Raw genomic sequence first — 20,542 nt, forward strand, 5'->3', positions numbered from 1 at the left:
CATGGCTCAGTACCTGATCTTGGGGTCGATCCATGCATAGAGCACGTTGACGATAAGGTTGAACAGGATGGTCAGCGCCCCCACAAGGATCGTGACGCCCATCATCACCGCATAATCGCGATTCAGCGCCGAATCCACAAAGGCCTTACCGATCCCACCGGTCGAGAAATACATGTCGATCACCACCGAACCGGTGATCATCGACACGAAGACCGGACCCAGATAGCTGATTACCGGCAGCATCGCAGGCTTCAACGCGTGGCGGATGATGACCCGATATTCCGGCATCCCCTTGGCGCGGGCCGTGCGGATGTGGTTGCTGCCCAGGACCTCCAGCATGGACGACCGGGTGATGCGCGCGATGGATGCCATATAGCTGGTCGCCAGCGCGATCACCGGCATGATCCAGAAGGTCGGGTCGCTGAAGCTCCAACCGCCGCCGGGAAGCAGGCCGTACCACAGCGTCAGGACCAGCACCAAAAGCGGCGCCATGACAAAGTTCGGCAGGACCTGCGCACCGATGGAAATGCCCACGGCGATGTAATCGACCCAGGAATTATGCCAGATGGCCGCGACGACGCCCAAGGACACGCCCAGCACGATGGCAGACACAAAGGACAGCACGCCATAGGTCAGCGTCACGGGGAAACCCGCGGCGATCAGCTGGTTCACGGTCCGGTCGGGATAGACGAAGCTGGGACCGAAGTCGAAATGCACGACGATGTTGTAGAGATAGTTCCAGATCTGCAGCCACAGCGGGTCGTTCAGACCGTATTGCGCCTCGAGGTTGGCGATCACCTGCGGCGGCAAGGCGCGCTCGGCGGTGAAGGGACCGCCCGGTGCCATATGCATCAGGATGAAGGAAAAGACGATCAGCAGCAGCAAAGTGGGTACTGCCACCGCCAACCGTCGCAAGATGAATGCGATCATCGCGTTGGGCTCCCTGCGGGATGGTTGAAAGCCGAGGGCCGGGACAGGTCAAAACCCGTCCCGGCCCGATCATGAAAGGTCGGTTGCCTTATTCGGCGACGCGATACAGGTCCTTGGCATACCACGTGTTCAACAGGTTTTCACGCGGAAGGCCTTTGATGGCCGGATTGATCATGTTGACCTTGGCATAGTGATAGACGAAGACCGCGGGCATTTCCTCGGCAAGGATCTCCTCGGCGCGCTGGTACAGCGGCGTGGTATCCTCGGCGGTGCGGGCCTCGACCAGCAGCTTGTCGTATTCCTCGTTGGACCACTTGCCGCTGTTGTAGCCGTCGGTGCGGAACCAGTCCAGGAAGGTCGAGGCTTCGTTGTAGTCGGCGCACCAGGCATAGCGGGCGACGTCGAAGTCCTGCGACTGCAGGCGGTCGGTGTGAACCTTCCATTCGACGTTGTTCAGCTCGATCTCGATACCCAAGGGGCGCCAGAATTGCTGTGCCGCGATGGCCAGCAGGCGATGGCTGTCATCGGTGTTGTACTGCAGCGAGACCTTGACCGGATTGTCGGGTCCATAGCCAGCCTCGGCCAGCAATTCCTTGGCCTTGGCCATCCGGTCTTCCATCGACATGTCGGCCATGCCGCCTTCGGGCGGGGTAAAGCCGTTGATCGCCCAATGGGTCCAGGTATAAGCGGGCTTCTGGCCGCCCTGCAGGACCTGATCGACGATCACCTCGCGGTTCAGACCAAGCGCCATCGCCTGACGAACGCGCACGTCCTTCAGCGCTTCCGGACCCTTGTCCGACAGGTTCATCACATAGGCATAGGAACAGCCGTAGGGAACCGAAACGGCTTCCTCGGGGGATTGTTCGGACAGGCGCGGATACTGGCCTGCGGGGATCTGGACGCGGTCCAGCTCGCCTGCCTGATAGCGGGTCAGGGCGACGTTGTTATCGTTGACGGTGACGCCGCGAACGGTTTCCATCACGACGTTGTCGGCATCCCAATATTCCGGGTTCTTGTTCAGGACGATCTCGACGCCCAGATTGTGGCTGGCCAGCGTGAAGGCGCCGTTGCCGACCAGATGGTCGGGCTGGGTCCATTTGTCGCCGAATTCCTCGACCACGCCCTGTGGCACGGGATAGGTCGTGGCATGCGACAGGGTGCTGACGAAATAGGGGGTCGGCGTGGTCAGCGTGACTTCCAGCGTTTTGTCGTCGATGGCCTTGACGCCAAGTTCGTCGGGGGTCTTTTCGCCCGCAACGATCTCGGTCGCGTTCTGGATGTTCATCAGCTCCATGTACCACGCGTATTCCGACGCGGTTTCCGGATTGACGACGCGCTGCCAGGCAAAGGCGAAATCTTCGGCCGTCACCGGCTCGCCGTTGGACCATTTGGCGTCGCGCAGCTTGAAGGTATAGGTCAGCTGATCGTCGCTGACCTCATAGCTTTCGGCGACGCCGGGGATCATTTCGCCCTTAGCATCTTCGTTCATCAGACCTTCGAACAGCGAACGCAGCACGTCCGACCCTTCGACATCGGTGTTCTTGGCCGGGTCCAGCGACTTGATCGCGTCCAGCAGCCAATAGGTATAGGTCTGGCTGTCTGCCAGCGTCTCGCCCTCGGCGGGCTGCACGGCATAGGCCGGCAAGGCCAGCGCGGCAAGAAGGGCAGTCGTGGTGAAAAGTTTGGTCATTGCCAACTCCTCCATGTTGCATGTGGGCGTCTTTTGCGCCCGAATGGCGCGACGTTACGCAAACTTGCGCGATGAGCAAGCGGGCTTTGCGGCTTTTCAACCGTCCCGCCATATGGAACAGATGTCGCCATGACACGGGACGGACATATCACCCTTGTGACGGGCGGCGCACGGTCGGGCAAGTCGGCCTTGGCCGAACGACTGGTTGCACGTCATGCAATGCCACGCATCTATATTGCCACCGCCGAAGCTCGCGATGGCGAGATGGGCGAAAGAATCCAGCGACATCAATACAGTCGCGGCGAAAACTGGAAAACGGTGGAAGAACCGCGCGACCTGTGCCGTGCCCTGCGCGATACCGATGGACAGGGAGTGCGGCTGGTTGATTGCCTGACCCTGTGGATGTCCAATATGATGGGACAGGCGGATGTCGGCGCATTGGCCATGACGTTACGTCAGCAATGCTGTCCTGTCGTTCTTGTGACCAACGAACTGGGGCAGGGCATTGTCCCAGACAACGCCCTTGCCCGCCGGTTCCGCGATGAACACGGCTGGATGAACCAGACCATCGGTGATCTGGCCGATCAGGTCTGGATGGCCGTCAGCGGCCAGCCCCTGAGACTGAAACCCATGCCCGAGGGAATGCATGACCAACTTTGACCAGGAAGCCGCAGACGCCGCACAGGCCCGTCAGGACAGCCTGACGAAACCGCAGGGATCGCTTGGACGGCTGGAAGAGCTGGCGATCTTCATGGCGGGCTGGCGTGGCACGTCGCGTCCGACGATGGACCGGACCCAGGCGATCATCTTTGCCGGCAACCACGGCGTCGTCGCCCGCGGCATCACCCCATTTCCCGCCAGCGTGACGCAGGCGATGGTCCAGAATTACCGCAATGGCGGCGCGGCCATCAACCAGATCTGCAAGGTTGCCGGGGCGGACCTGCAGGTCGTGGCGCTGGACCTTGACCGACCGACCGCCGATTTTACCGCCGGTCCCGCCATGACCCCGACCGAGGTGCAGCAGGCGATGGATGCGGGCGCGCAGGCCGTCGATCCGACCGCCGACATCCTGTTGCTGGGCGAAATGGGCATCGGCAATTCCACGATCGCCGCGGCACAGGCGGCGGCTTCGATGGGCGGACGGGCCGAGGATTGGGTCGGGCCCGGCACCGGCGCCAAGGGTCCGATGCTGCAGGCCAAGATCGCCGCCGTGGCCGAGGGTCTTGCGCTGCATTCGCCCAAAACCGCCCATGAAACGCTGTCGGCCTTTGGGGGCCGCGAACAGGCCGCCATCTGCGGCGCGATCCTGCGGGCGCGCGAATTGCGCATTCCGGTGATGCTGGACGGCTTCATCTGCTGCGCCGCCGCCGCCGTGTTGACCCGCGACGATCCACAGGCGCTGGAGCACTGCCTGATCGGCCATGTCAGCGCCGAGCCGGGCCACAAGCGCCTGATCGCGGCCCTTGGCAAGCAGCCGATCCTGTCGCTGGACATGCGTCTTGGCGAAGGCTCGGGGGCAGGGGTTGCCCTGCTGGTCCTGCGCGCAGCCTTGGAGTGTCATAACGGCATGGCCACCTTTGCCGAGGCCGGCATTGGCTAGGCTGCAACAGCTGATCCTGGCGCTGGTCTTCCTGACACGGCTGCCCTTGGGTCGCTTTTTGCCGCCCAAGGTTCTGCCATTGGCCAGCGCAGGCTGGGCGTTTCCCATCGCGGGCGCGCTGATCGGAGCGGTCGCAGGCATTCCGCTGTGGTTTGGGCAAGGCCTGCTGCCCGCCGCATTGGCCGTCGCACTGGCCGCCTGGCTAACCGGCGGGCTGCACGAAGATGCCCTCGCCGATTTCGCGGATGCGGGCGGAGGGCGCGACCGTGCCGACCGGCTGCGGATCATGCGCGATTCGACCATCGGCAGCTATGGTGCGGCGGCGCTGGTCTGCGCCATGCTGATCCGCGTGGCGGCATTGACTGAACTGGGCGCGCTGGCATTGGTGGCTGCAGCCGCTGCGGGTCGGCTGGCGCCGGTCCTGCTGATGCAACTGATGCCCCCTGCGCGGACCGATGGATTAGGACAGGCCGCGGGCCGTCCCGGGCGAAACGCCTGCATTTTTGCCATAAGCGTGGCGCTGGTGGCCCTGACACTGGCAGCCCCCAGTGCACCCGCGCTGATTGCCACCGCCATGGTGGCGCTGCTGGCGATGTTGACCGTGGCGCGTCGCGCGGCCCGCCTGCTGGGCGGGCAGACGGGGGATGTCTTGGGGGCAGCCTGCCTGATTACCGAAACGGCGGTTCTGGTGACGCTGGCATGGGCCGCATGAACTGCCGTGGCGCTTGACCCACCCCGCCCCGATGCCGCATATCCCAACCCATAGGAACCCGCGCCGGCCAACAAGGCGCGATCCACGAGGGAGGGGATTTCATGGGCGGCCTACTGGCCCTGTCGCGCGGCATCGACCGCGTCACCACCGCGATCGGCCGCAGCGTTGCCTGGCTGATCCTGCTGGCCATCCTGGTCAGCGCCATCAATGCGATCGTGCGCAAGGTCTTCAGCATTTCGTCGAATGCCTGGCTGGAACTGCAGTGGTATCTGTTCGGGGGCGCGTTCATGCTGGCCTCGGCCTATACGCTGCTGGAAAACGAACATATCCGCATCGACGTGATCTATGGCCGCTGGTCGCGCAGGGTCCAGCATTGGATCGACCTGATCGGCACGGTGTTCTTCCTGCTGCCCTTCACGGCGATCATGATCTGGCTGCTGTATCCGTCCTTCCTGATCAGCTGGCGCACAAACGAGATCTCGATGAACGCCGGCGGTCTGCTGATCTGGCCTGCCAAGGCGATCCTGGTCGCGGGCTTCAGCCTGCTGTTCGTTCAGGGAATTTCCGAACTGATCAAGAAGATCGCCGTCATGCGCGGCATCAACCCCGATCCCAGCCCCCATGCAGCCAGTCACGACTCGGGCCTGAAAGAGGCCGCAATCATGACCGTCGGTCTTGAAAAAGATCAGGCCGACGCCGCCTCCGCCGACCCGAGGAACCGCCCGTGATCGAACTTATCGCCCATAACCTTGCGCCCATCATGTTCTTTTCCATGGTGGTGTTTTTGCTGTTCGGATACCCGATCGCCTTCGCATTGGCCGCAAACGGCCTGCTGTTCTTCTTCTTCGGCGTCTTCCTGACCCCGCTGTCGGACCAGATCAACCTGGGCTGGAACCTGCTGGGGGCGCTTGGCGACCGTGTCTTCGGCGTCATGCGCAACGACACGCTGCTGGCCATTCCGTTCTTTACCTTCATGGGGATCGTCCTTGAACGGTCCCGCATGGCCGAGGAACTGCTGGACACCATCGGCCAGCTGTTCGGCCCCGTACGCGGCGGTCTGGCCTATGCGGTCATTCTGGTCGGTGCGCTGCTGGCGGCGACGACCGGGGTCGTGGCGGCATCAGTCATTTCGATGGGGCTGATCTCGCTGCCGATCATGATGCGCTATGGGTACGACAAGCGGTTGGCCAGCGGGGTCATCACGGCCTCGGGGACGCTGGCACAGATCATCCCGCCGTCGCTGGTGCTGATCGTCCTGGCCGACCAGTTGGGGCGGTCGGTCGGCGACATGTACAAGGCCGCCATGGTGCCTGCGCTGGCGCTGACGGCGATCTATCTGGGCTATGTCATGGTCATGTCGATCCTGCGCCCGTCGATGATGCCCGCCCTGCCACCCGAAGCGCGCAGCCTTGGCGGCGGCGGCTGGTCGCTGCTGGGTGCCATCGTCGCCGCCATCACCATCTATTACGCGACCGAGCATCTGCTGGGCGCACAGCTTGGCGATGACAGCCCCATCTGGGCCGCGGCCCTGACCGTGCTGATCATGCTGGTGCTTGCGTTGATCGACCAGAAGCTGCGCACCGGTGTCATGTCGCCGATGACGCGTCAGGTGATCATCGTGATGATCCCGCCGCTGGCGCTGGTCTTCCTGGTGCTGGGGACGATCTTCCTGGGCATCGCCACACCGACCGAAGGCGGAGCCATGGGCGCCAGCGGCGCGCTGATCCTGGCGGCCTTCAAGCGGCGTCTCAGCTTCAACGTCGTGAATCAGGCGTTGCTGGCGACGGTGCGCCTGTCGGCCTTCGTGATGTTCATCCTGATCGGCGCGACGGTGTTTTCGCTGACCTACTACTCGATCAACGGCCATGTCTGGGTCAAGGATCTGCTGACGGCGCTGCCGGGTGGCGAATACGGCTTCCTTGCGGCGGTCTGCCTGATCATCTTCTTCCTGGCCTTCTTCCTCGACTTCTTCGAGCTGGCCTTCGTGATCGTGCCACTGCTGATCCCCGCTGCCAACGCGCTGGACATCGACCTGGTCTGGTTCGGGGTCATCCTGGCCGTGACGATGCAGACGTCCTTCCTGACGCCGCCCGTCGGCTTCGCGCTGTTCTACCTGCGATCGGTGGCACCGCGAAAACCCTATAAGGACCATGTGACCGGCAAGACCATGTCCGAGGTCAGCACCCTCGACATCTATCGCGGGGCCGTGCCCTTCGTCGGCCTACAGATCCTGATGATCGTGGCGGTCGTGATCTTCCCAGGCATGGTGATGCACTACAAAGGGCCGGTCGTGGATACATCCACCATCAAGATGCAGATCCCGATGGGCGGACTTGGTGGCGGCGCGGATGGCGGGTCGGGCTTCGGGTCGCTTGGCGGCCTTGGCGGATCGCCCTTCGGCGGGGCCAAGGACACAGCGCCGGCAGGCGAGCCCGCACCCCAGCCCAAGACCGAAGGCACGTCGGGCGGAATGGGCCTTGGCTTCGGCGGCCCACCCCCCGGTCTGGGCGGCAACTGAGACGCAAAAAGGGCCGGATGATCCGGCCCTTTTTCATGTCGTCACGGTGATCGATCAGCCTTCGTTGGCAAGGCCGCCGTTGCGCTGCTGGATCATCATGAAGGTGTCGAAGGTGTATTCGGCGGTCTGCTGATACAGGTACCAGTCGTCGCGATAGGCCAGCATCGATTCATACATCTTCTTGAAGGCCGGGTTCTCGGCGCTCAGTTCGGCATAGACTTCCTGCGAGGCGTTGAAGGCCGCCGTCAGGATTTCCTCGCTGAAGGACCGCAGCTGCGCGCCCGAACCGACCAGCTCTTTCAGGGCGGTCGGGTTCTTCATGTCGTATTTCGCCAGCATGTTCTGGTCGACAGCCTGACAGCAGGTGCGGAACAGGGCCTGATCGGCCTCGGAAATTGCGTCCCATGCCGCTTGGTTCACGAAGAAGCTGACCGTCGGGCCACCTTCCCAGAAACCGGGATAGTAGTAATAGGGGGCGACCTTCTGGAAGCCCAGCTTGGCGTCATCATAGGGGCCGACCCATTCGGCGGCGTCGATGGTGCCACGTTCGAGCGAAGGATAGATGTCGCCGCCGGCGATCTGCTGCGGAACGACACCAAGGCGTTCCATCACGCGTCCGGCCAGACCGGCGATGCGCAGCTTCAGGCCCTTCATATCCTCCAGCGTGTTGACCTCTTTGCGGTACCAGCCGCCCATCTGGGTGCCGGTATTGCCGCCCGGATAGGACACCAGATTGTATTCCTTCAGGAATTCATTGTAGTTTTCGATCCCGCCGCCGTGATAGTTATAGGCCGCCTTGGACCGAGCCGAGAAGGTGAACGGCAGGTCCGCACCGCAGGCGAAGGCCGGGTCCTTGCCCCAGTTGTAGTAACCGACCGAATGCGAACATTCGACGGTGCCTTCGGTCGTTGCATTGATTGCGTCCAGACCGGGCACGATTTCACCGGCCGAAAAGACCTGGACGGCGAAACGGCCATCGGTGGCCTCGGACAGACGCTGCGACAGTTCTTCGGCGCCGCCATAGATCGTGTCCAGCGACTTGGGGAAGGACGAGGCCAGGCGCCACGTCACCTTCTGGCTGTCCTGCGCGATCGCAGGCGCTGCCAGCACGCCACCGGCAGCCGCCGCGGCACCACCGACCGAGGCACGGGTCAGAAAGGACCGGCGGTCCAAACTTTTGGAATTTTTCATGCTTTCTCCTCCGCTCGGGTCGGGTGGGCCTTGCAACCCATCGTGAACCCGCCCTGCATGGATCGCAGTTTAGCCGCAGTTCCCCATGTGTCGAGTGTGCAGGCCCGCTTTCGCGCCGAAAAATTCAGGGGCAGGGGGCGCGGGACCCCAAGCGGTGATTGTATACGTCTTTTCCGCGTATTAACTTGCAGTTCGCGAAACCACGGGGGGTGTCCGGATGCGGATCGAAGACTGGCAGCCGGATCTGGCCCTGCACGAGGGCCCCAAGTTCCGCGCACTGGCCAATGCGCTGCGTCAGGCCGCCCGTTCGGGCGAGCTGACGCCGGGCACGCGTCTGCCGCCGATGCGCGATCTGGCGTGGCGGCTGAAGGTGACGACCGGGACCGTGGCGCGCGCCTATCAGCTGGCAGCGACCGAAGGCGTCATCGAAAGCCACGTCGGGCGCGGCAGCTTCATCGCCGCCCCCAAGCCGCGCAGGCCGCTGCCGGAACCGCTGCTTTATGAAAGTCTGGACCGGCCGCTGAACGCCGATGGTCCGATCGACCTGCGTATCCCGCAGTTGCCCGACTGCAATCAGGCGCGGATCATCGGCCAGCATCTGTCCGATATCGGGTCCGAGCTGGGTGCCGATATCTTGGATTATACGCCGCTCAGCCGTGACCAGCATTGCCGGGAATCCCTGCTGCACTGGATGTCGGTGCGGCCATTGGGTGATGTTACGGCACAGGATCTGGTGCTGACCCACGGCGGACAGAACGCCATCATGCTGGTCATGGCGCTGTGCCTTGCCGATCAGCCGGCCAAGGTGATGACCGAGGCGCTGACCTATCCCGGCATCACCCATGCCGCGCGGCTGATGCGGGCCGAGGTCCTGTCGGTGGCGATGGATGATCAGGGCATGCTGCCGGACGATCTGGACCGCGTGGCGCGTGAAAGCGGCGCGCGTCTGGTCTGCCTGACCCCTTCGGCACAGAATCCGACGATGGCGGGGATGGGTCCGGAACGTCGCGCCGAGCTGATGCGGATCGCGCGGCGTCACGACCTGCAGGTGATCGAGGATGAGTGCTATTCCACCGGCCCCGATCCGGATGCCCCGTCAAGCCTGCGGGCATTGGCGCCCGAGCGGGTGTGGTATGTCACCAGCCTGTCCAAGATCATCGCCGCCGGGCTGCGCTTCGGCATTCTTCTGTGTCCGCCGGGCATGGGGCAGGCGGGTCGCATCGGCGCGCAGCACAGCCACATGGGCCTGTCCCTGCCGATCACCGGGCTGGTGACGCGGCTGATCGGGTCGGGCGACGCACGGCGCATCGCCGCCAATGTCCACAAGCAGGTCGAGGAGCGTCGCTACATGGCACTGGCCCGCCTGCAGGGGCTGACGGCGGCCAGCAGGCCCGGCGTGCCGATGATCTGGCTGGAACTGCCCGCTCCTTGGCGATCCGAAGATTTCGTGATCCGCGCGGCGGCGGCAGGCATCATTGTGCGGCCTGCGACGGATTTCCTGACGGAACCCGGCACGACCCGAAACACGCCCCAAGGTGTTCGCATCGCGCTGAATTGTCGGATGGAGATGCAGATCCTGTTGACAGCCATCGAAACGCTGGCGGATCTGGCAAGGTCGGGGCCGACGAACGGCCCCGACTGAGGGAGATCAGCGCAGGATGCTGCGGCCTGCATAGACGGCGGTGGCGCCCAGCATTTCCTCGATACGGATCAGCTGGTTGTATTTCGCCAACCGGTCCGAACGGGCCAGCGAACCAGTCTTGATCTGACCGCAGTTGGTGGCGACGGCCAGGTCAGCGATGGTCGCATCCTCGGTTTCGCCCGAACGGTGGGACATGACGCTGGTGAAGCCGGCGCGGTCAGCCATGCGAACGGCGTCCAGCGTTTCCGACAAGGTGCCGATCTGGTTGACCTTGACCAGCAGACTGTTCGCGCAACCCTTTTCGATGCCATCGGCCAGACGGGTCGGATTGGTCACGAACAGATCGTCGCCCACCAGCTGGATCTTGTCGCCAAGACGGTCGGTCAGCAGCTTCCAGCCGTCCCAGTCATCCTCGGCGCAGCCATCCTCGATCGACAGGATCGGATAGTCATCGCAAAGCGCCGCCAGATATTCGACGTTTTCAGCCGGGGTCAGGGATTTGCCTTCGCCCTTCATCTCGTATTTGCCATCGCGGAAATATTCCGTAGAGGCACAGTCCAGCGCCAGCATGATGTCATCGCCGGGCTTGTAGCCGGCCTTTTCGATGGCCTTCAGGATGAAGTCCAACGCGTCACGGCTGGACGACAGGTTCGGCGCAAAGCCACCTTCGTCGCCGATGCCGGTGGACAGGCCAGCCGCAGTCAGTTCTTTCTTCAGCGTGTGGAAGATTTCCGAACCCATGCGCACGGCTTCGCGGATATTTTCCGCGCTGACCGGCATGATCATGAATTCCTGAATGTCGATCGGGTTGTCGGCATGTTCGCCGCCGTTGATGATGTTCATCATCGGCACCGGCAGAACATGCGCCGAGGTGCCGCCGATATAGCGATAGAGCGGCTGCGAAGTCGCTTCGGCTGCGGCCTTGGCCACCGCCATGGACACGCCAAGGATGGCGTTGGCACCAAGACGGCCCTTGTTGGGCGTGCCGTCCAGTTCGATCATCATCATGTCGATGGCGCGCTGTTCGGTGGCATCTTCACCGATCAGGTGGTCGGCAATCTCGCCGTTGACGGCGGCGACGGCTTCCAGAACGCCCTTGCCCATATAGCGCGACTTGTCGCCATCGCGCCGTTCGACGGCCTCATGTGCGCCCGTCGATGCGCCCGAGGGGACGGCGGCGCGGCCCATCGTGCCGTCTTCCAGCGTCACGTTGACCTCGACCGTGGGGTTGCCACGGCTGTCAAGGATTTCACGGGCATAGATGTCGATAATGGCAGTCATGAGGACCCTCCGTTGATCTGCGTTAGCGCTTACATACAAGCCAAGGCCCGCGTCCGAAAGTCGCAATTTTCACGGAAGCGCGATCTGCGCCCAGATCGGCAGATGGTCCGATGCGTCCCGCGCGCCCGCGCCGTGAAAGACCCCCGCGTCCAGCAACTCCAGATCGCGGGACATGGCGATGCGGTCGAAGCGCAGCTGCGGCATGGGCGCGGGATAGGACGGGCCGGGGGCCACGACGCGGAAACCGGCCAGCGACTCCAGCCCACGTTCGTCGCGCCATTCGTTGAAATCGCCCATCATCACCACATGATCCGCCCCGATCCGCGCGGCTTGGGCCGTCAGTCGCGCCAGCTGCGCACGTCGCGACGACCGGGCCAACCCAAGATGGATGCCGATGATGGTCAGATGCGGCAGGCGCAGGGCCACGGCGCCGCGCGGCTCCAACCCCGGCAGGGGCAGGCGACGCAGGGTCGCCTGCGCCGCCAGATGCGGGCGCATCAGGATGGTCTGACCGTGCCAGCCAAGGCTGCTTTCCGAGGTGCCGAAGATATCGGCAGGCACCAGCCCGGTTTCCGACAGGATCAACTTGCGGGGCAGGGCCTCGATGCGGGGACCAAGGCGGAAGTCGACCTCTTGCAGGGCAATGATGTCGGGGTCCAGCGCGCGGATGACCGCAAGATTGCGTTCAGGCGCGTGCGGTCCCGTCATGCCCCGACATTTATGCAGGTTGTAGCTGGCCAGTTTGAGCATGTTCCGCAGCGCCCGTCATGTTCCGCAGAAGGTTGCCTGAACGACCTCGGATTGCAACGGGGCGCGGGACAGGTCGTCCCATTCGGGGCGCACGTCGCGGGGATGGGTCACCGCCGCGAACAGCCTGTCGAAGGGCCCCATGTCACCTGCGACGGCCGAGGCGATGGCGTCCTCGATCCGGTGATTGCGCGGGATGCGGACCGGATTGACCCGGCGCATCGTCGCCACGTCGGGCGACAGTGCCTGCCATTTCCGCGCCCATGCGTCGAAGGCATCGCGGTCGGTAAATTCATCACGCGCGGTTCCGTCGGCCAGCCCTGCGAAAACCCGCGTGAAATCGGCGCGCTGTTGGGCCATCAGGGTTAGCAGACGCTCGATCAACTGCTGGTTCGGGGCACCTTCGATGCCCAGCTTGTCGCCGAAACGCTTCTGCCATGCCGCCTGATACAGCGGGCCAAAGCTGTGGACGGCCTTGGTGGCATTCTCGACCGCCTGATCCTGATCGCCCATCAGCGGGATCAGGCAAGTGGCGAATTGCGCCAGGTTCCAGACCGCGACCTGCGGCTGCTGCGCCCAAGCATAGCGCCCATTGCGGTCGATCGAGGAAAACACCGTATCCGGGTGGTAAACGTCCATGAAGGCGCAGGGGCCGTAATCGATCGTCTCGCCCGAGATCGCCATGTTGTCTGTGTTCATCACCCCGTGGATGAAGCCAAGCGACATCCAGTCGGCAATGGTCTCCGCCTGCCGCGCCACGACCTTGTTCAGCAGGTCCAGAGGACCGGTCGCATCCGGATAATGCCGCGCAATTACGTGGTCGGTCAGCGAGGCCAGCGCCTCGGGGCGGTCGCGAACGGCGAAATACTGGAAGGTGCCGACGCGGATGTGGCTGGCGGCGACACGGGTCAGGACGGCACCGGGCAGGCCACCCTCCTGACGCCAGACGGTGTCCCCGGTCCGCACGGCGGCCAGCGCACGGGTCGTGGGCACCCCCATCGCGGCCATGAATTCGCTGACCAGATATTCGCGCAAGACCGGTCCCATCCATGCGCGACCGTCGCCCTTGCGGGAAAACGGCGTAGGGCCGCTGCCCTTCAGCTGCAGGTCGAAACGCGCGCCGTCGGGGGCCATCACCTCGCCCAGCAGGACGGCGCGGCCATCGCCCAACTGGGGAACGAAGCCGCCAAACTGGTGACCGGCATAGGCCTGCGCGATCGGCTCGGCCCCCTTGGGGATGGCATTGCCCGCCAGAACGGACAGGCCGTCGTCGCTGCGCAGCAGGTCCGCCGTCAGTCCCAGCCTGTCGGCCAGCCCTTCGTTCAACGCCAGCAGCGCCGGTGCGCTGACAGGCGTGGGGCGGACCCGCGCGAAGAAACCGTCGGGCATGCGGGCATAGCTGTTGTCGAAACGGATCATGGCAGTCTCCTTTCACCGTTACATAAGGTGCATCATCCGCATTGCCAGCCCGTCACCCTTGCGCCAATGGCCACAAAAGCGTATCGGCAGTCCGCAAAAGGAGCCGTGTCCATGAAATTTCTTGACCTTGCGAAAGTCTATATCCGTTCGGGCGGCGGCGGTGCGGGCTGCGCGTCGTTCCGGCGCGAAAAATTCGTCGAATACGGCGGACCCGATGGGGGTGATGGCGGACGGGGTGGCGATGTGATCGTCGAAACCGTCGAGGGCCTGAACACCCTGATCGATTTCCGCTATCAACAGCACTTCTTCGCCAAGTCCGGCCAGCACGGCATGGGCAGCCAGATGACCGGCCGTTCGGGCGATGACGTCGTCCTGCGCGTGCCCGTCGGCACCGAGATCCTGGACGAGGACGAAGAAACCGTCATCGCCGATCTGACCGAGCCGGGACAGCGCGTCGTGCTGGCCAAGGGTGGTAACGGGGGGTGGGGCAACCTGCACTTCAAGACCTCGACCAACCGGTCGCCGCGCACCGCCAATCCGGGCCTGCCGGGTGTGGAACGCACCATCTGGCTTCGGTTGAAGCTGATCGCGGATGGCGGCCTGGTTGGTCTGCCGAACGCGGGCAAATCGACCTTCCTTGCGGCCGTGTCGAACGCGCGTCCCAAGATCGCCGATTATCCCTTTACCACGCTGCATCCCAATCTGGGTGTCGTCGGCATTGATGGCCGCGAATTCGTCATGGCCGACATCCCAGGCCTGATCGAAGGCGCGCATGAAGGCCGGGGTATCGGCGACCGCTTCCTTGGCCATATCGAGCGTTGCTCGGTCCTGTTGCACCTGATCGATGGCACATCCGAGGATGTCGCGGGCGATGCGCGCACAATCCTGACTGAGCTTGAGGCCTATTCGCCGGTGCTGATGGAAAAGCCGCGGGTGACGGTGCTGAACAAGGTCGACGCCATCGACGACGAAACGCTGGCCGAACGCCGCGCCGCGGTCGAGGCCGAGCTGGGCATGCCCGTCATGCTGATGTCAGGCGTGTCGCGCATCGGCGTGACCGAGGTTCTGCGCGCCCTGTGGACCGAGATCGCCCCCTCGCGGACGCCGCAGAAGGATCAGGACGAAGAAGACGCCCCGTGGCAACCCTGACGGCCCCCCGGCTGGATGGGGCGCGGCGGCTGGTCGTCAAGATCGGCTCGGCCTTGCTGGTCGGCCCCGAAGGGCTGCGCGACGAATGGCTTGGCGCGCTGTGCGACGACGTCGCCAAATGGCGCGGCATGGGCTGTGACGTGGTGCTGGTGTCGTCGGGGTCCATCGCCTTGGGGCGGCGTGTGCTGAACCTGCCTGACGGCCCGCTGGCGTTGGAGCAGGCGCAGGCGGCAGCCGCCGTCGGCCAGATCCGGCTGGCGCGCGCCTATGAACAGGCGTTGGCCCCGCACGGTGTCACGACGGCACAGGTGTTGCTGACGCTGGAGGACAGCGCCGACCGCCGCCGTTACCTGAACAGCCGCGCGACCATGCAGACGCTGCTGTCGCTTGGGGTGGTGCCCATCGTCAATGAAAACGACACCGTCGCCACCGATGAAATCCGCTTTGGCGACAACGACCGCCTTGCAGCCCAGATCGCGGTGACCTGCGGGGCCGATCAGCTGCTGCTGTTGTCGGATGTGGACGGGCTTTATACCTCGAACCCCAAAACCGACCCCGATGCCCGGCACCTGCCGGTGATCGAAGCGCTGACCCCTCAGATCGAGGCGATGGGCGGCGATCCCGTTTCGGGCCTGTCCAAGGGCGGCATGAAGACCAAGCTGATGGCGGCGCGGACAGCAGTGGCGGGTGGATGCGCGATGGCCATTGCCGAGGGCTCGGTCCTTGGGCCGCTGTCGGCAGTGGCGGATGGCGCGCGTTGCAGCTGGTTCCTGCCCGAGGCCGACCCGCAATTGGCCCGCAAGCGCTGGATCGCCGCGATGAAGCCCAAGGGCAAGCTGACGGTCGATCAAGGGGCCGCAGGCGCATTGTCGCGTGGCAAATCGCTGCTGCCGGCAGGGATCACGCGGGTGACGGGCGATTTCGGTCGCGGAGATCCGGTCCAGATCGAAGGTCCGGCTGGTGAACATCTGGCCATCGGCCTGACGCGCTATACCGCCGCCGAGGCGACGCAGATCGCTGGCCACCAGTCGGCCGAAATCGCGGATATCCTGGGATATTCGGGGCGCGCCGCGCTGGTCCATCGCGACGACATGGCGTTGTGACCGTCGCCGTCAGCCCCCGATGGGGCTGGTGGTGCGACGAAAACGCGTGATGCCACGTTCGCGGGTCAGCTTGGCGCAACCGACCGCAGGCGCGGGTAGATCCAGAACCTTGTCGCGCAGGACGGCAATCGCCTCGTCGCTGTTGCGCGGCAGGTCGGCGGGGTTGACCGGACGCCCGACCGTCACGCGATAGGGGTGGCGGGTCTTGTTCAGGACCTCGTTGAACAGGGTCACGTCGCGCAGCGTCGGATGGATCGCATCCAGCAGATAGAACAGCGGCGAGTTCCGCGCCCTGATCCGCAGCGGAATAATCGGCACGTTGAACTTGCGCGCGATCATCGCCGCACTGGCCATCCACGGGCGTTCGTGCAGCGTCAGCCCCTTGCGCTTGGCCAGACGGCCCGAGGGGAAGATCAGCCCCATCCGCCCCGCACCCAGGGCGTCGCGGGTGTAATCCATCGTCGCGCGGGTCTTGGCGTGGCTGCGTTTATCGACGCGCCATTCGACAGGGGCGATCATATCGGCCGTCTGCGGCAGGACGCGGATCATGTCGTGATTGGCATAGATGAACAGGTCGTCGCGCAATTGCGAGATCATTGCGTGCAGGAAGATGCCATCCGCGATGCCCGTGGGGTGGTTGGCGACGATCAATGCCGGGCCGGTGGCGGGCAGATGCTCCAACCCTTCGACCTGCAGATCGTGGACGATCAGATCGGCCATGCGGCGCATGATCTCGGACGTGGGCAGGTCGCGGAATTCGGCACCCAGGGTGATGGTCTTGGGGTAATGCAGCAGCCCCATCATGCCAAGCCGCACCATTCTGTGGTGCAGCTTGCCGGAATAGAGCCACGGCGCGCGTTCGGCGATCAGGGGGTCGATCCGCGCATGCATCTCGGCGCGGGCGTCATCTGTTGCAGTCATGGTCCTTGCCATCCTTCCCCCCGTTGGGCCAGCCGTCCTAGCGACCCGCCCCGATCATCCGCGAGACCATTTCGCGCGTATTACGGCTCAAACCCGCGACGGCCGCAATACGTTCCAAGGCCGCCAGCGCAAGTGTCTTGCGATTGTCATCATAGCGCGGCCATGTCTCGAATGCGGTGGACATCCGCGCGGCGATCTGCGGGTTGGCGGCATCCATGCGGATCAGCCAGTCGGCGGTGAAATCATACCCCGAACCATCCGCCGCGTGGAAGCCCGCGTGGTTTGCCGCAAGTCCACCCAGCAGCGACCTGAAACGATTGGGATTTTTCCAGTCGAAGTCGTCGTGTTCAGCCAGACGGCGCGCAATGCCAACCGCATCGGCGGGCGGAGCGGCCATCGGCTGGATGCTGAACCATTTGTCCATCACCAGACGGTTGTCGCCGAACTGCGCGTGCAGGGCCTGCAAGGCGGCGTCGCCCTGACCAAGGCGCAGCAGCACGGCCAGCGCGGCCATCCGCTCGGTCATGTTGGTGGCGGTGTTAAACAGATGCTGCGCGCGATCCGGACCCTCGATGCGGCCCAGCAGGCCAAGTGCGGCGATCCGCAGCGACCGCTTGGCCGCCGAGGTCGCATCGGGGGAATAGGGGCCATCCACCGCGGCCTGATCGAAGATGCGGACCAGCAGGTCGCGATGCGTTTCGGCGACACGACGCGCCAGATCGCCACGCGCGGCATGGATCGCGTCGGGGTCGGGCGTGTAACCCAGGGCGGTCAGACGGGTGGCAATTTCATCATCACCCGGCAAGTTCATGCAGAGCGCCCGGAAGGCGGGGTCGGCGGCATCATCCGCGGCCAAGGCGCCGATGGCCTCCACGTAATCCGCGCCCGCCTGTTCCCCCCGCGCCAAGGCGACCAGCGCCGAGAGGGCCAATTCGCGGCCCGCTTCCCAACGGGCGAAGGGATCGGTGTCATGGGCGAACAGGAAGGCACGCGTCGCGTCATCCATCTGCCGCTGCAGCATCACCGGCGCCGAGAAACCGCGCAGCGCCGATACGACAGGCCGCGCCGATAGACCTTCGAAGGTGAAGGTCTGGCTGGCTTCGGTCAGCTCCAGAACGCGGGTCGGGGCGACCTCATGGCCGTTCGGACCCAGCAGACCGACGGCGACCGGAATGACGCGCGGCGGCTTCTGATCCTGTCCCGGCGTAGGCGGCGTCGATTGCGACAGGGTCAGGGTCAGCGTGCCTTCCTGCCAATCCTCGGTCATGGTGACCGTGGGCGTGCCCGCGTCGGTGTACCAGCGTTTGAACTGGGACAGGTCGCGACCGGTGGCGTCTTCGAAGACCTTCAGCCAGTCCTCGATTGTGGCGGCGTCACCGTCGTGGCGGTCGAAATACAGATCCAGCGCCTTGGCGTAATCGGCATCGCCCACCAGCCGCTTCAGCATGCCGATGACCTCGGCGCCCTTTTCATAGACCGTCGCGGTATAGAAGTTGTTGATTTCCTCGTAGCGGTCGGGGCGCGGGGGATGGGCCAGCGGGCCCTGGTCTTCGCGGAACTGGCGGGCGCGGAGGGTGCGGACATCCTCGATCCGCTTGACGGCGGCGCTGCGCATGTCGCCGGTGAAGCTTTGATCGCGGAATACGGTCAGGCCTTCTTTCAGGCACAGCTGGAACCAGTCGCGGCAGGTGATGCGGTTGCCCGTCCAGTTGTGGAAATATTCATGGGCGATGACCGCCTCGATCCGTTCGTAATCGGTATCGGTCGCAGTTTCCGGGCTGGCCAGCACCAGTTTCGAGTTGAAGATGTTCAACCCCTTGTTTTCCATGGCCCCCATGTTGAAATCATCGACGGCGACGATGTTGAAGACGTCAAGGTCGTATTCACGGCCATAGACCTCCTCGTCCCACTTCATCGACTTGATCAACGATTCCATGGCGAAACCGGCGCGATCCTCGTCGCCGGGGCGGACCCAGACATTCAGATCGACCTTGCGGCCCGACATGGTGGTGAAGCTGTCGCTGACGGCCTTCAGATCGCCCGCGACCAGCGCGAACAGATAAGCGGGCTTCGGCCAGGGATCGTGCCAGACTGCAACGCCATCCTGCACGCTGACAGGATTGCCGTTCGACAGCAGCACCGGCAGATCGCCGCGCACCGTGACATGGAAGGTCGTCATCACGTCAGGGCGGTCGGGATAGAAGGTGATGTGGCGAAATCCCTCGGCCTCGCATTGGGTGCAGAAGATGCCGCCGGATTGGTAAAGTCCTTCGAAGGCGGTGTTCTTCGCCGGGTCGATGGACACCTGTATCGCCAGCGTGAATGCCGTGCGGGGCAGGGCCGCAGCCGCGATGATCAGCCGTTCGCCGTCATGCGAAACATGGACGTCGTCCACGGTTGCCCCGTCGATCGTCAGTGACAAAAGTGTCACATCCTTGCCGCCGTCCAGAACCAGATCCTGCACGGCATCGGTATCGCGCGGGGCAAGGTCCAGTTCGGCCTGCACACGCGTGCCATGCGCCGCCAGTGCAAAATCAAGCCGCGTTTGCGACAGGACGAACGGATAGGGGGCATAGTCCGACAGCAACTGTACGGGCTGGCTTTTGGTCAAGGACATCTGAGGCGACCTTTCGTAAAAATATGGCACGGGCGGAACCCTTGCGTTGACCCGGTGTTAATCGCCTGAAAGCCGGGTCGCAAGCCGGGTGCGTGGACAGCGGGATTGACCCGGACGTCGCGCCGCATCAGGACTGGGCGACCTAAACCTGTCATTTGACAGCATGAATTTGGAGGCCACCATGAGCTATGATCCCAACGATCCCAACCGCCCGAAACCCGGCACCCCGGATCACAAGGAAACCTATGTCGAGCCGGTCGAGCGCAAGTCCTCGGCTCTGCCCCTGATCATCGGTGTGCTTCTGGCGCTGGCACTGGCCTATTTCGTGCTGCAGCGCTTCATGACCGATGACACGGTGACCGTCGATGGCGACACCACCACCGTGACCACGACGGAAAATGCCGATCCCGCCGAACCGGAAGCACCCGCCGTCGTGACCGAGCCCGTTGCCGAACCGGAAGCTGATCAGGCCGCCGCAGAAGCCGAAGCCGAGGCCGATCAGGCAGCTGCCGACGCAGAAGCCGCTGCCGACGAAGCAGCAGTTGAAGCGGAATCCGCTGCCGATGACGCCGCCGCTGCTGCTGATGACGCAGCCGAAAGTGCCGCAGCAACCGCTGACGAAGCCACCGACGATGCAGCTGTTGCTGCTGAATCGGCCGCCGAAAGCGCCGCTGATGCAGCCGATGCCTCGGCAACCGCGACCGAGAACGCCGCCGAAAGCGCGCTGGACAGCGCAGGCGAGACCGCCGCTGCTGCAGCTGATGAGGCTGCACAAGCCGCTCAGGACGCAGCCGACGCGCTGGACGATGCGATCACCATCGAAGAAGAGCCGGCCGCAGACGCCGAAACCACCACCGCACCCGCCAATTAAGATCGGCTGCAGGTTAAAGACAGGCCCGGGCGTCATGCGTCCGGGCCTTTTTCCATGTCGGGCAGGCGATGGATCCGGGGTATATTCGGATCGGTCCTGTCATATCCATTTCTGATATGACTATCTTCGCGGGGACACGGACTTGTGAAAT

At 64.1% G+C, this 20,542-nt stretch carries 17 protein-coding genes; 9 read left to right on the forward strand and 8 right to left on the reverse strand.

The window, feature by feature from the left end; genetic code table 11:
- Positions 1-6 precede the first annotated feature (6 nt).
- Positions 7-930, reverse strand: coding sequence for an oligopeptide ABC transporter permease OppB (oppB, locus tag SJY40_RS06135; protein ID WP_378943861.1), 924 nt, complete (start codon positions 928-930; stop codon positions 7-9).
- A gap of 88 nt (positions 931-1,018) precedes the next feature.
- On the reverse strand, positions 1,019-2,620 hold the full coding sequence (locus tag SJY40_RS06140; protein WP_378943863.1) for a peptide ABC transporter substrate-binding protein: 1,602 nt from the start codon (positions 2,618-2,620) through the stop codon (positions 1,019-1,021).
- Positions 2,621-2,749: 129 nt separating this feature from the next.
- Here SJY40_RS06140 and cobU point away from each other — a divergent pair, with 129 nt between their 5' ends.
- The 5 genes from cobU to SJY40_RS06165 all read left to right on the forward strand — a co-directional run bounded on the left by cobU (position 2,750) and on the right by SJY40_RS06165 (position 7,450).
- Positions 2,750-3,280: a bifunctional adenosylcobinamide kinase/adenosylcobinamide-phosphate guanylyltransferase gene (gene cobU / locus SJY40_RS06145; protein ID WP_378943865.1), complete on the forward strand. Its 531-nt coding sequence runs from the start codon at positions 2,750-2,752 to the stop codon at positions 3,278-3,280.
- Positions 3,267-4,220 carry a nicotinate-nucleotide--dimethylbenzimidazole phosphoribosyltransferase gene (cobT, locus tag SJY40_RS06150; RefSeq protein WP_378943867.1) on the forward strand — a complete coding sequence of 318 codons (954 nt, stop codon included), beginning with the start codon at positions 3,267-3,269 and terminating at the stop codon, positions 4,218-4,220. The genes cobU and cobT overlap by 14 nt, the downstream gene beginning before the upstream one ends.
- Complete coding sequence (cobS, locus tag SJY40_RS06155; RefSeq protein WP_378943869.1) at positions 4,213-4,932, forward strand: adenosylcobinamide-GDP ribazoletransferase; 720 nt, start codon at positions 4,213-4,215, stop codon at positions 4,930-4,932. Before cobT ends, cobS begins: the two co-directional genes overlap by 8 nt.
- A 101-nt stretch (positions 4,933-5,033) precedes the next feature.
- Positions 5,034-5,660, forward strand: a complete 627-nt coding sequence (locus SJY40_RS06160; RefSeq protein ID WP_378943871.1) for a TRAP transporter small permease subunit — start codon at positions 5,034-5,036, stop codon at positions 5,658-5,660.
- The gene (locus SJY40_RS06165; protein ID WP_378943873.1) at positions 5,657-7,450 is read left to right on the forward strand and encodes a TRAP transporter large permease subunit; all 1,794 of its coding nucleotides are present in this window, start codon (positions 5,657-5,659) and stop codon (positions 7,448-7,450) included. The genes SJY40_RS06160 and SJY40_RS06165 overlap by 4 nt, the downstream gene beginning before the upstream one ends.
- Before the next feature lie 54 nt (positions 7,451-7,504).
- Here the strand turns inward: SJY40_RS06165 and SJY40_RS06170 are convergent, their stop codons facing one another.
- The gene (locus tag SJY40_RS06170; protein ID WP_378948296.1) at positions 7,505-8,623 is read right to left on the reverse strand and encodes a TRAP transporter substrate-binding protein; all 1,119 of its coding nucleotides are present in this window, start codon (positions 8,621-8,623) and stop codon (positions 7,505-7,507) included.
- 235 nt (positions 8,624-8,858) lie between these two features.
- Here SJY40_RS06170 and SJY40_RS06175 point away from each other — a divergent pair, with 235 nt between their 5' ends.
- Complete coding sequence (locus SJY40_RS06175) at positions 8,859-10,283, forward strand: PLP-dependent aminotransferase family protein (protein WP_378943875.1); 1,425 nt, start codon at positions 8,859-8,861, stop codon at positions 10,281-10,283.
- A 6-nt stretch (positions 10,284-10,289) separates the two neighbouring features.
- Here the strand turns inward: SJY40_RS06175 and eno are convergent, their stop codons facing one another.
- The 3 genes from eno to SJY40_RS06190 form a co-directional block, all read right to left on the reverse strand.
- Positions 10,290-11,564 (reverse strand): phosphopyruvate hydratase, encoded by a 1,275-nt coding sequence (gene eno / locus SJY40_RS06180; protein ID WP_378943877.1) that lies wholly within the window; start codon positions 11,562-11,564, stop codon positions 10,290-10,292.
- Positions 11,565-11,633: 69 nt separating this feature from the next.
- Positions 11,634-12,314: an endonuclease/exonuclease/phosphatase family protein gene (locus SJY40_RS06185; protein ID WP_378943879.1), complete on the reverse strand. Its 681-nt coding sequence runs from the start codon at positions 12,312-12,314 to the stop codon at positions 11,634-11,636.
- A 15-nt stretch (positions 12,315-12,329) separates the two neighbouring features.
- The gene (locus SJY40_RS06190) at positions 12,330-13,730 is read right to left on the reverse strand and encodes a YdiU family protein (RefSeq protein ID WP_378943881.1); all 1,401 of its coding nucleotides are present in this window, start codon (positions 13,728-13,730) and stop codon (positions 12,330-12,332) included.
- Positions 13,731-13,841: 111 nt separating this feature from the next.
- Here SJY40_RS06190 and obgE point away from each other — a divergent pair, with 111 nt between their 5' ends.
- A complete protein-coding gene (gene obgE / locus SJY40_RS06195; protein ID WP_378943883.1) occupies positions 13,842-14,879 on the forward strand; it encodes a GTPase ObgE in 1,038 nt (345 codons plus the stop codon).
- On the forward strand, positions 14,867-15,982 hold the full coding sequence (gene proB / locus SJY40_RS06200) for a glutamate 5-kinase (protein WP_378943886.1): 1,116 nt from the start codon (positions 14,867-14,869) through the stop codon (positions 15,980-15,982). Before obgE ends, proB begins: the two co-directional genes overlap by 13 nt.
- Positions 15,983-15,991: 9 nt before the next feature.
- Here the strand turns inward: proB and SJY40_RS06205 are convergent, their stop codons facing one another.
- Together SJY40_RS06205 and pepN are read right to left on the reverse strand one after the other, a co-directional pair.
- The gene (locus SJY40_RS06205) at positions 15,992-16,903 is read right to left on the reverse strand and encodes a 1-acyl-sn-glycerol-3-phosphate acyltransferase (protein WP_378943888.1); all 912 of its coding nucleotides are present in this window, start codon (positions 16,901-16,903) and stop codon (positions 15,992-15,994) included.
- Positions 16,904-16,940: 37 nt separating this feature from the next.
- Entirely contained in the window at positions 16,941-19,520 is a 2,580-nt protein-coding gene (gene pepN / locus SJY40_RS06210) for an aminopeptidase N (protein WP_378943890.1), read from the reverse strand.
- 181 nt (positions 19,521-19,701) lie between these two features.
- On the opposite strand from pepN, the gene SJY40_RS06215 reads away from it, so the two are divergent.
- Positions 19,702-20,391: a hypothetical protein gene (locus SJY40_RS06215; protein ID WP_378943892.1), complete on the forward strand. Its 690-nt coding sequence runs from the start codon at positions 19,702-19,704 to the stop codon at positions 20,389-20,391.
- The last annotated feature ends 151 nt before the right edge of the window (positions 20,392-20,542 follow it).

The organism is Paracoccus sp. R86501 (genome assembly GCF_042466435.1).
GTDB lineage: Bacteria > Pseudomonadota > Alphaproteobacteria > Rhodobacterales > Rhodobacteraceae > Paracoccus.

Bases quoted from the DNA above. Each gene is read 5' to 3' on its own strand.
- eno (WP_378943877.1), bottom strand. From the start codon at position 11,564: ATGACTGCCATTATCGACATCTATGCCCGTGAAATCCTTGACAGCCGT.
- cobT (WP_378943867.1), top strand. From the start codon at position 3,267: ATGACCAACTTTGACCAGGAAGCCGCAGACGCCGCACAGGCCCGTCAG.
- SJY40_RS06160 (WP_378943871.1), top strand. From the start codon at position 5,034: ATGGGCGGCCTACTGGCCCTGTCGCGCGGCATCGACCGCGTCACCACC.
- oppB (WP_378943861.1), bottom strand. From the start codon at position 930: ATGATCGCATTCATCTTGCGACGGTTGGCGGTGGCAGTACCCACTTTG.
- SJY40_RS06140 (WP_378943863.1), bottom strand. From the start codon at position 2,620: ATGACCAAACTTTTCACCACGACTGCCCTTCTTGCCGCGCTGGCCTTG.
- SJY40_RS06190 (WP_378943881.1), bottom strand. From the start codon at position 13,730: ATGATCCGTTTCGACAACAGCTATGCCCGCATGCCCGACGGTTTCTTC.
- SJY40_RS06175 (WP_378943875.1), top strand. From the start codon at position 8,859: ATGCGGATCGAAGACTGGCAGCCGGATCTGGCCCTGCACGAGGGCCCC.
- SJY40_RS06215 (WP_378943892.1), top strand. From the start codon at position 19,702: ATGAGCTATGATCCCAACGATCCCAACCGCCCGAAACCCGGCACCCCG.
- SJY40_RS06185 (WP_378943879.1), bottom strand. From the start codon at position 12,314: ATGCTCAAACTGGCCAGCTACAACCTGCATAAATGTCGGGGCATGACG.
- SJY40_RS06205 (WP_378943888.1), bottom strand. From the start codon at position 16,903: ATGACTGCAACAGATGACGCCCGCGCCGAGATGCATGCGCGGATCGAC.
- pepN (WP_378943890.1), bottom strand. From the start codon at position 19,520: ATGTCCTTGACCAAAAGCCAGCCCGTACAGTTGCTGTCGGACTATGCC.
- obgE (WP_378943883.1), top strand. From the start codon at position 13,842: ATGAAATTTCTTGACCTTGCGAAAGTCTATATCCGTTCGGGCGGCGGC.
- cobU (WP_378943865.1), top strand. From the start codon at position 2,750: ATGACACGGGACGGACATATCACCCTTGTGACGGGCGGCGCACGGTCG.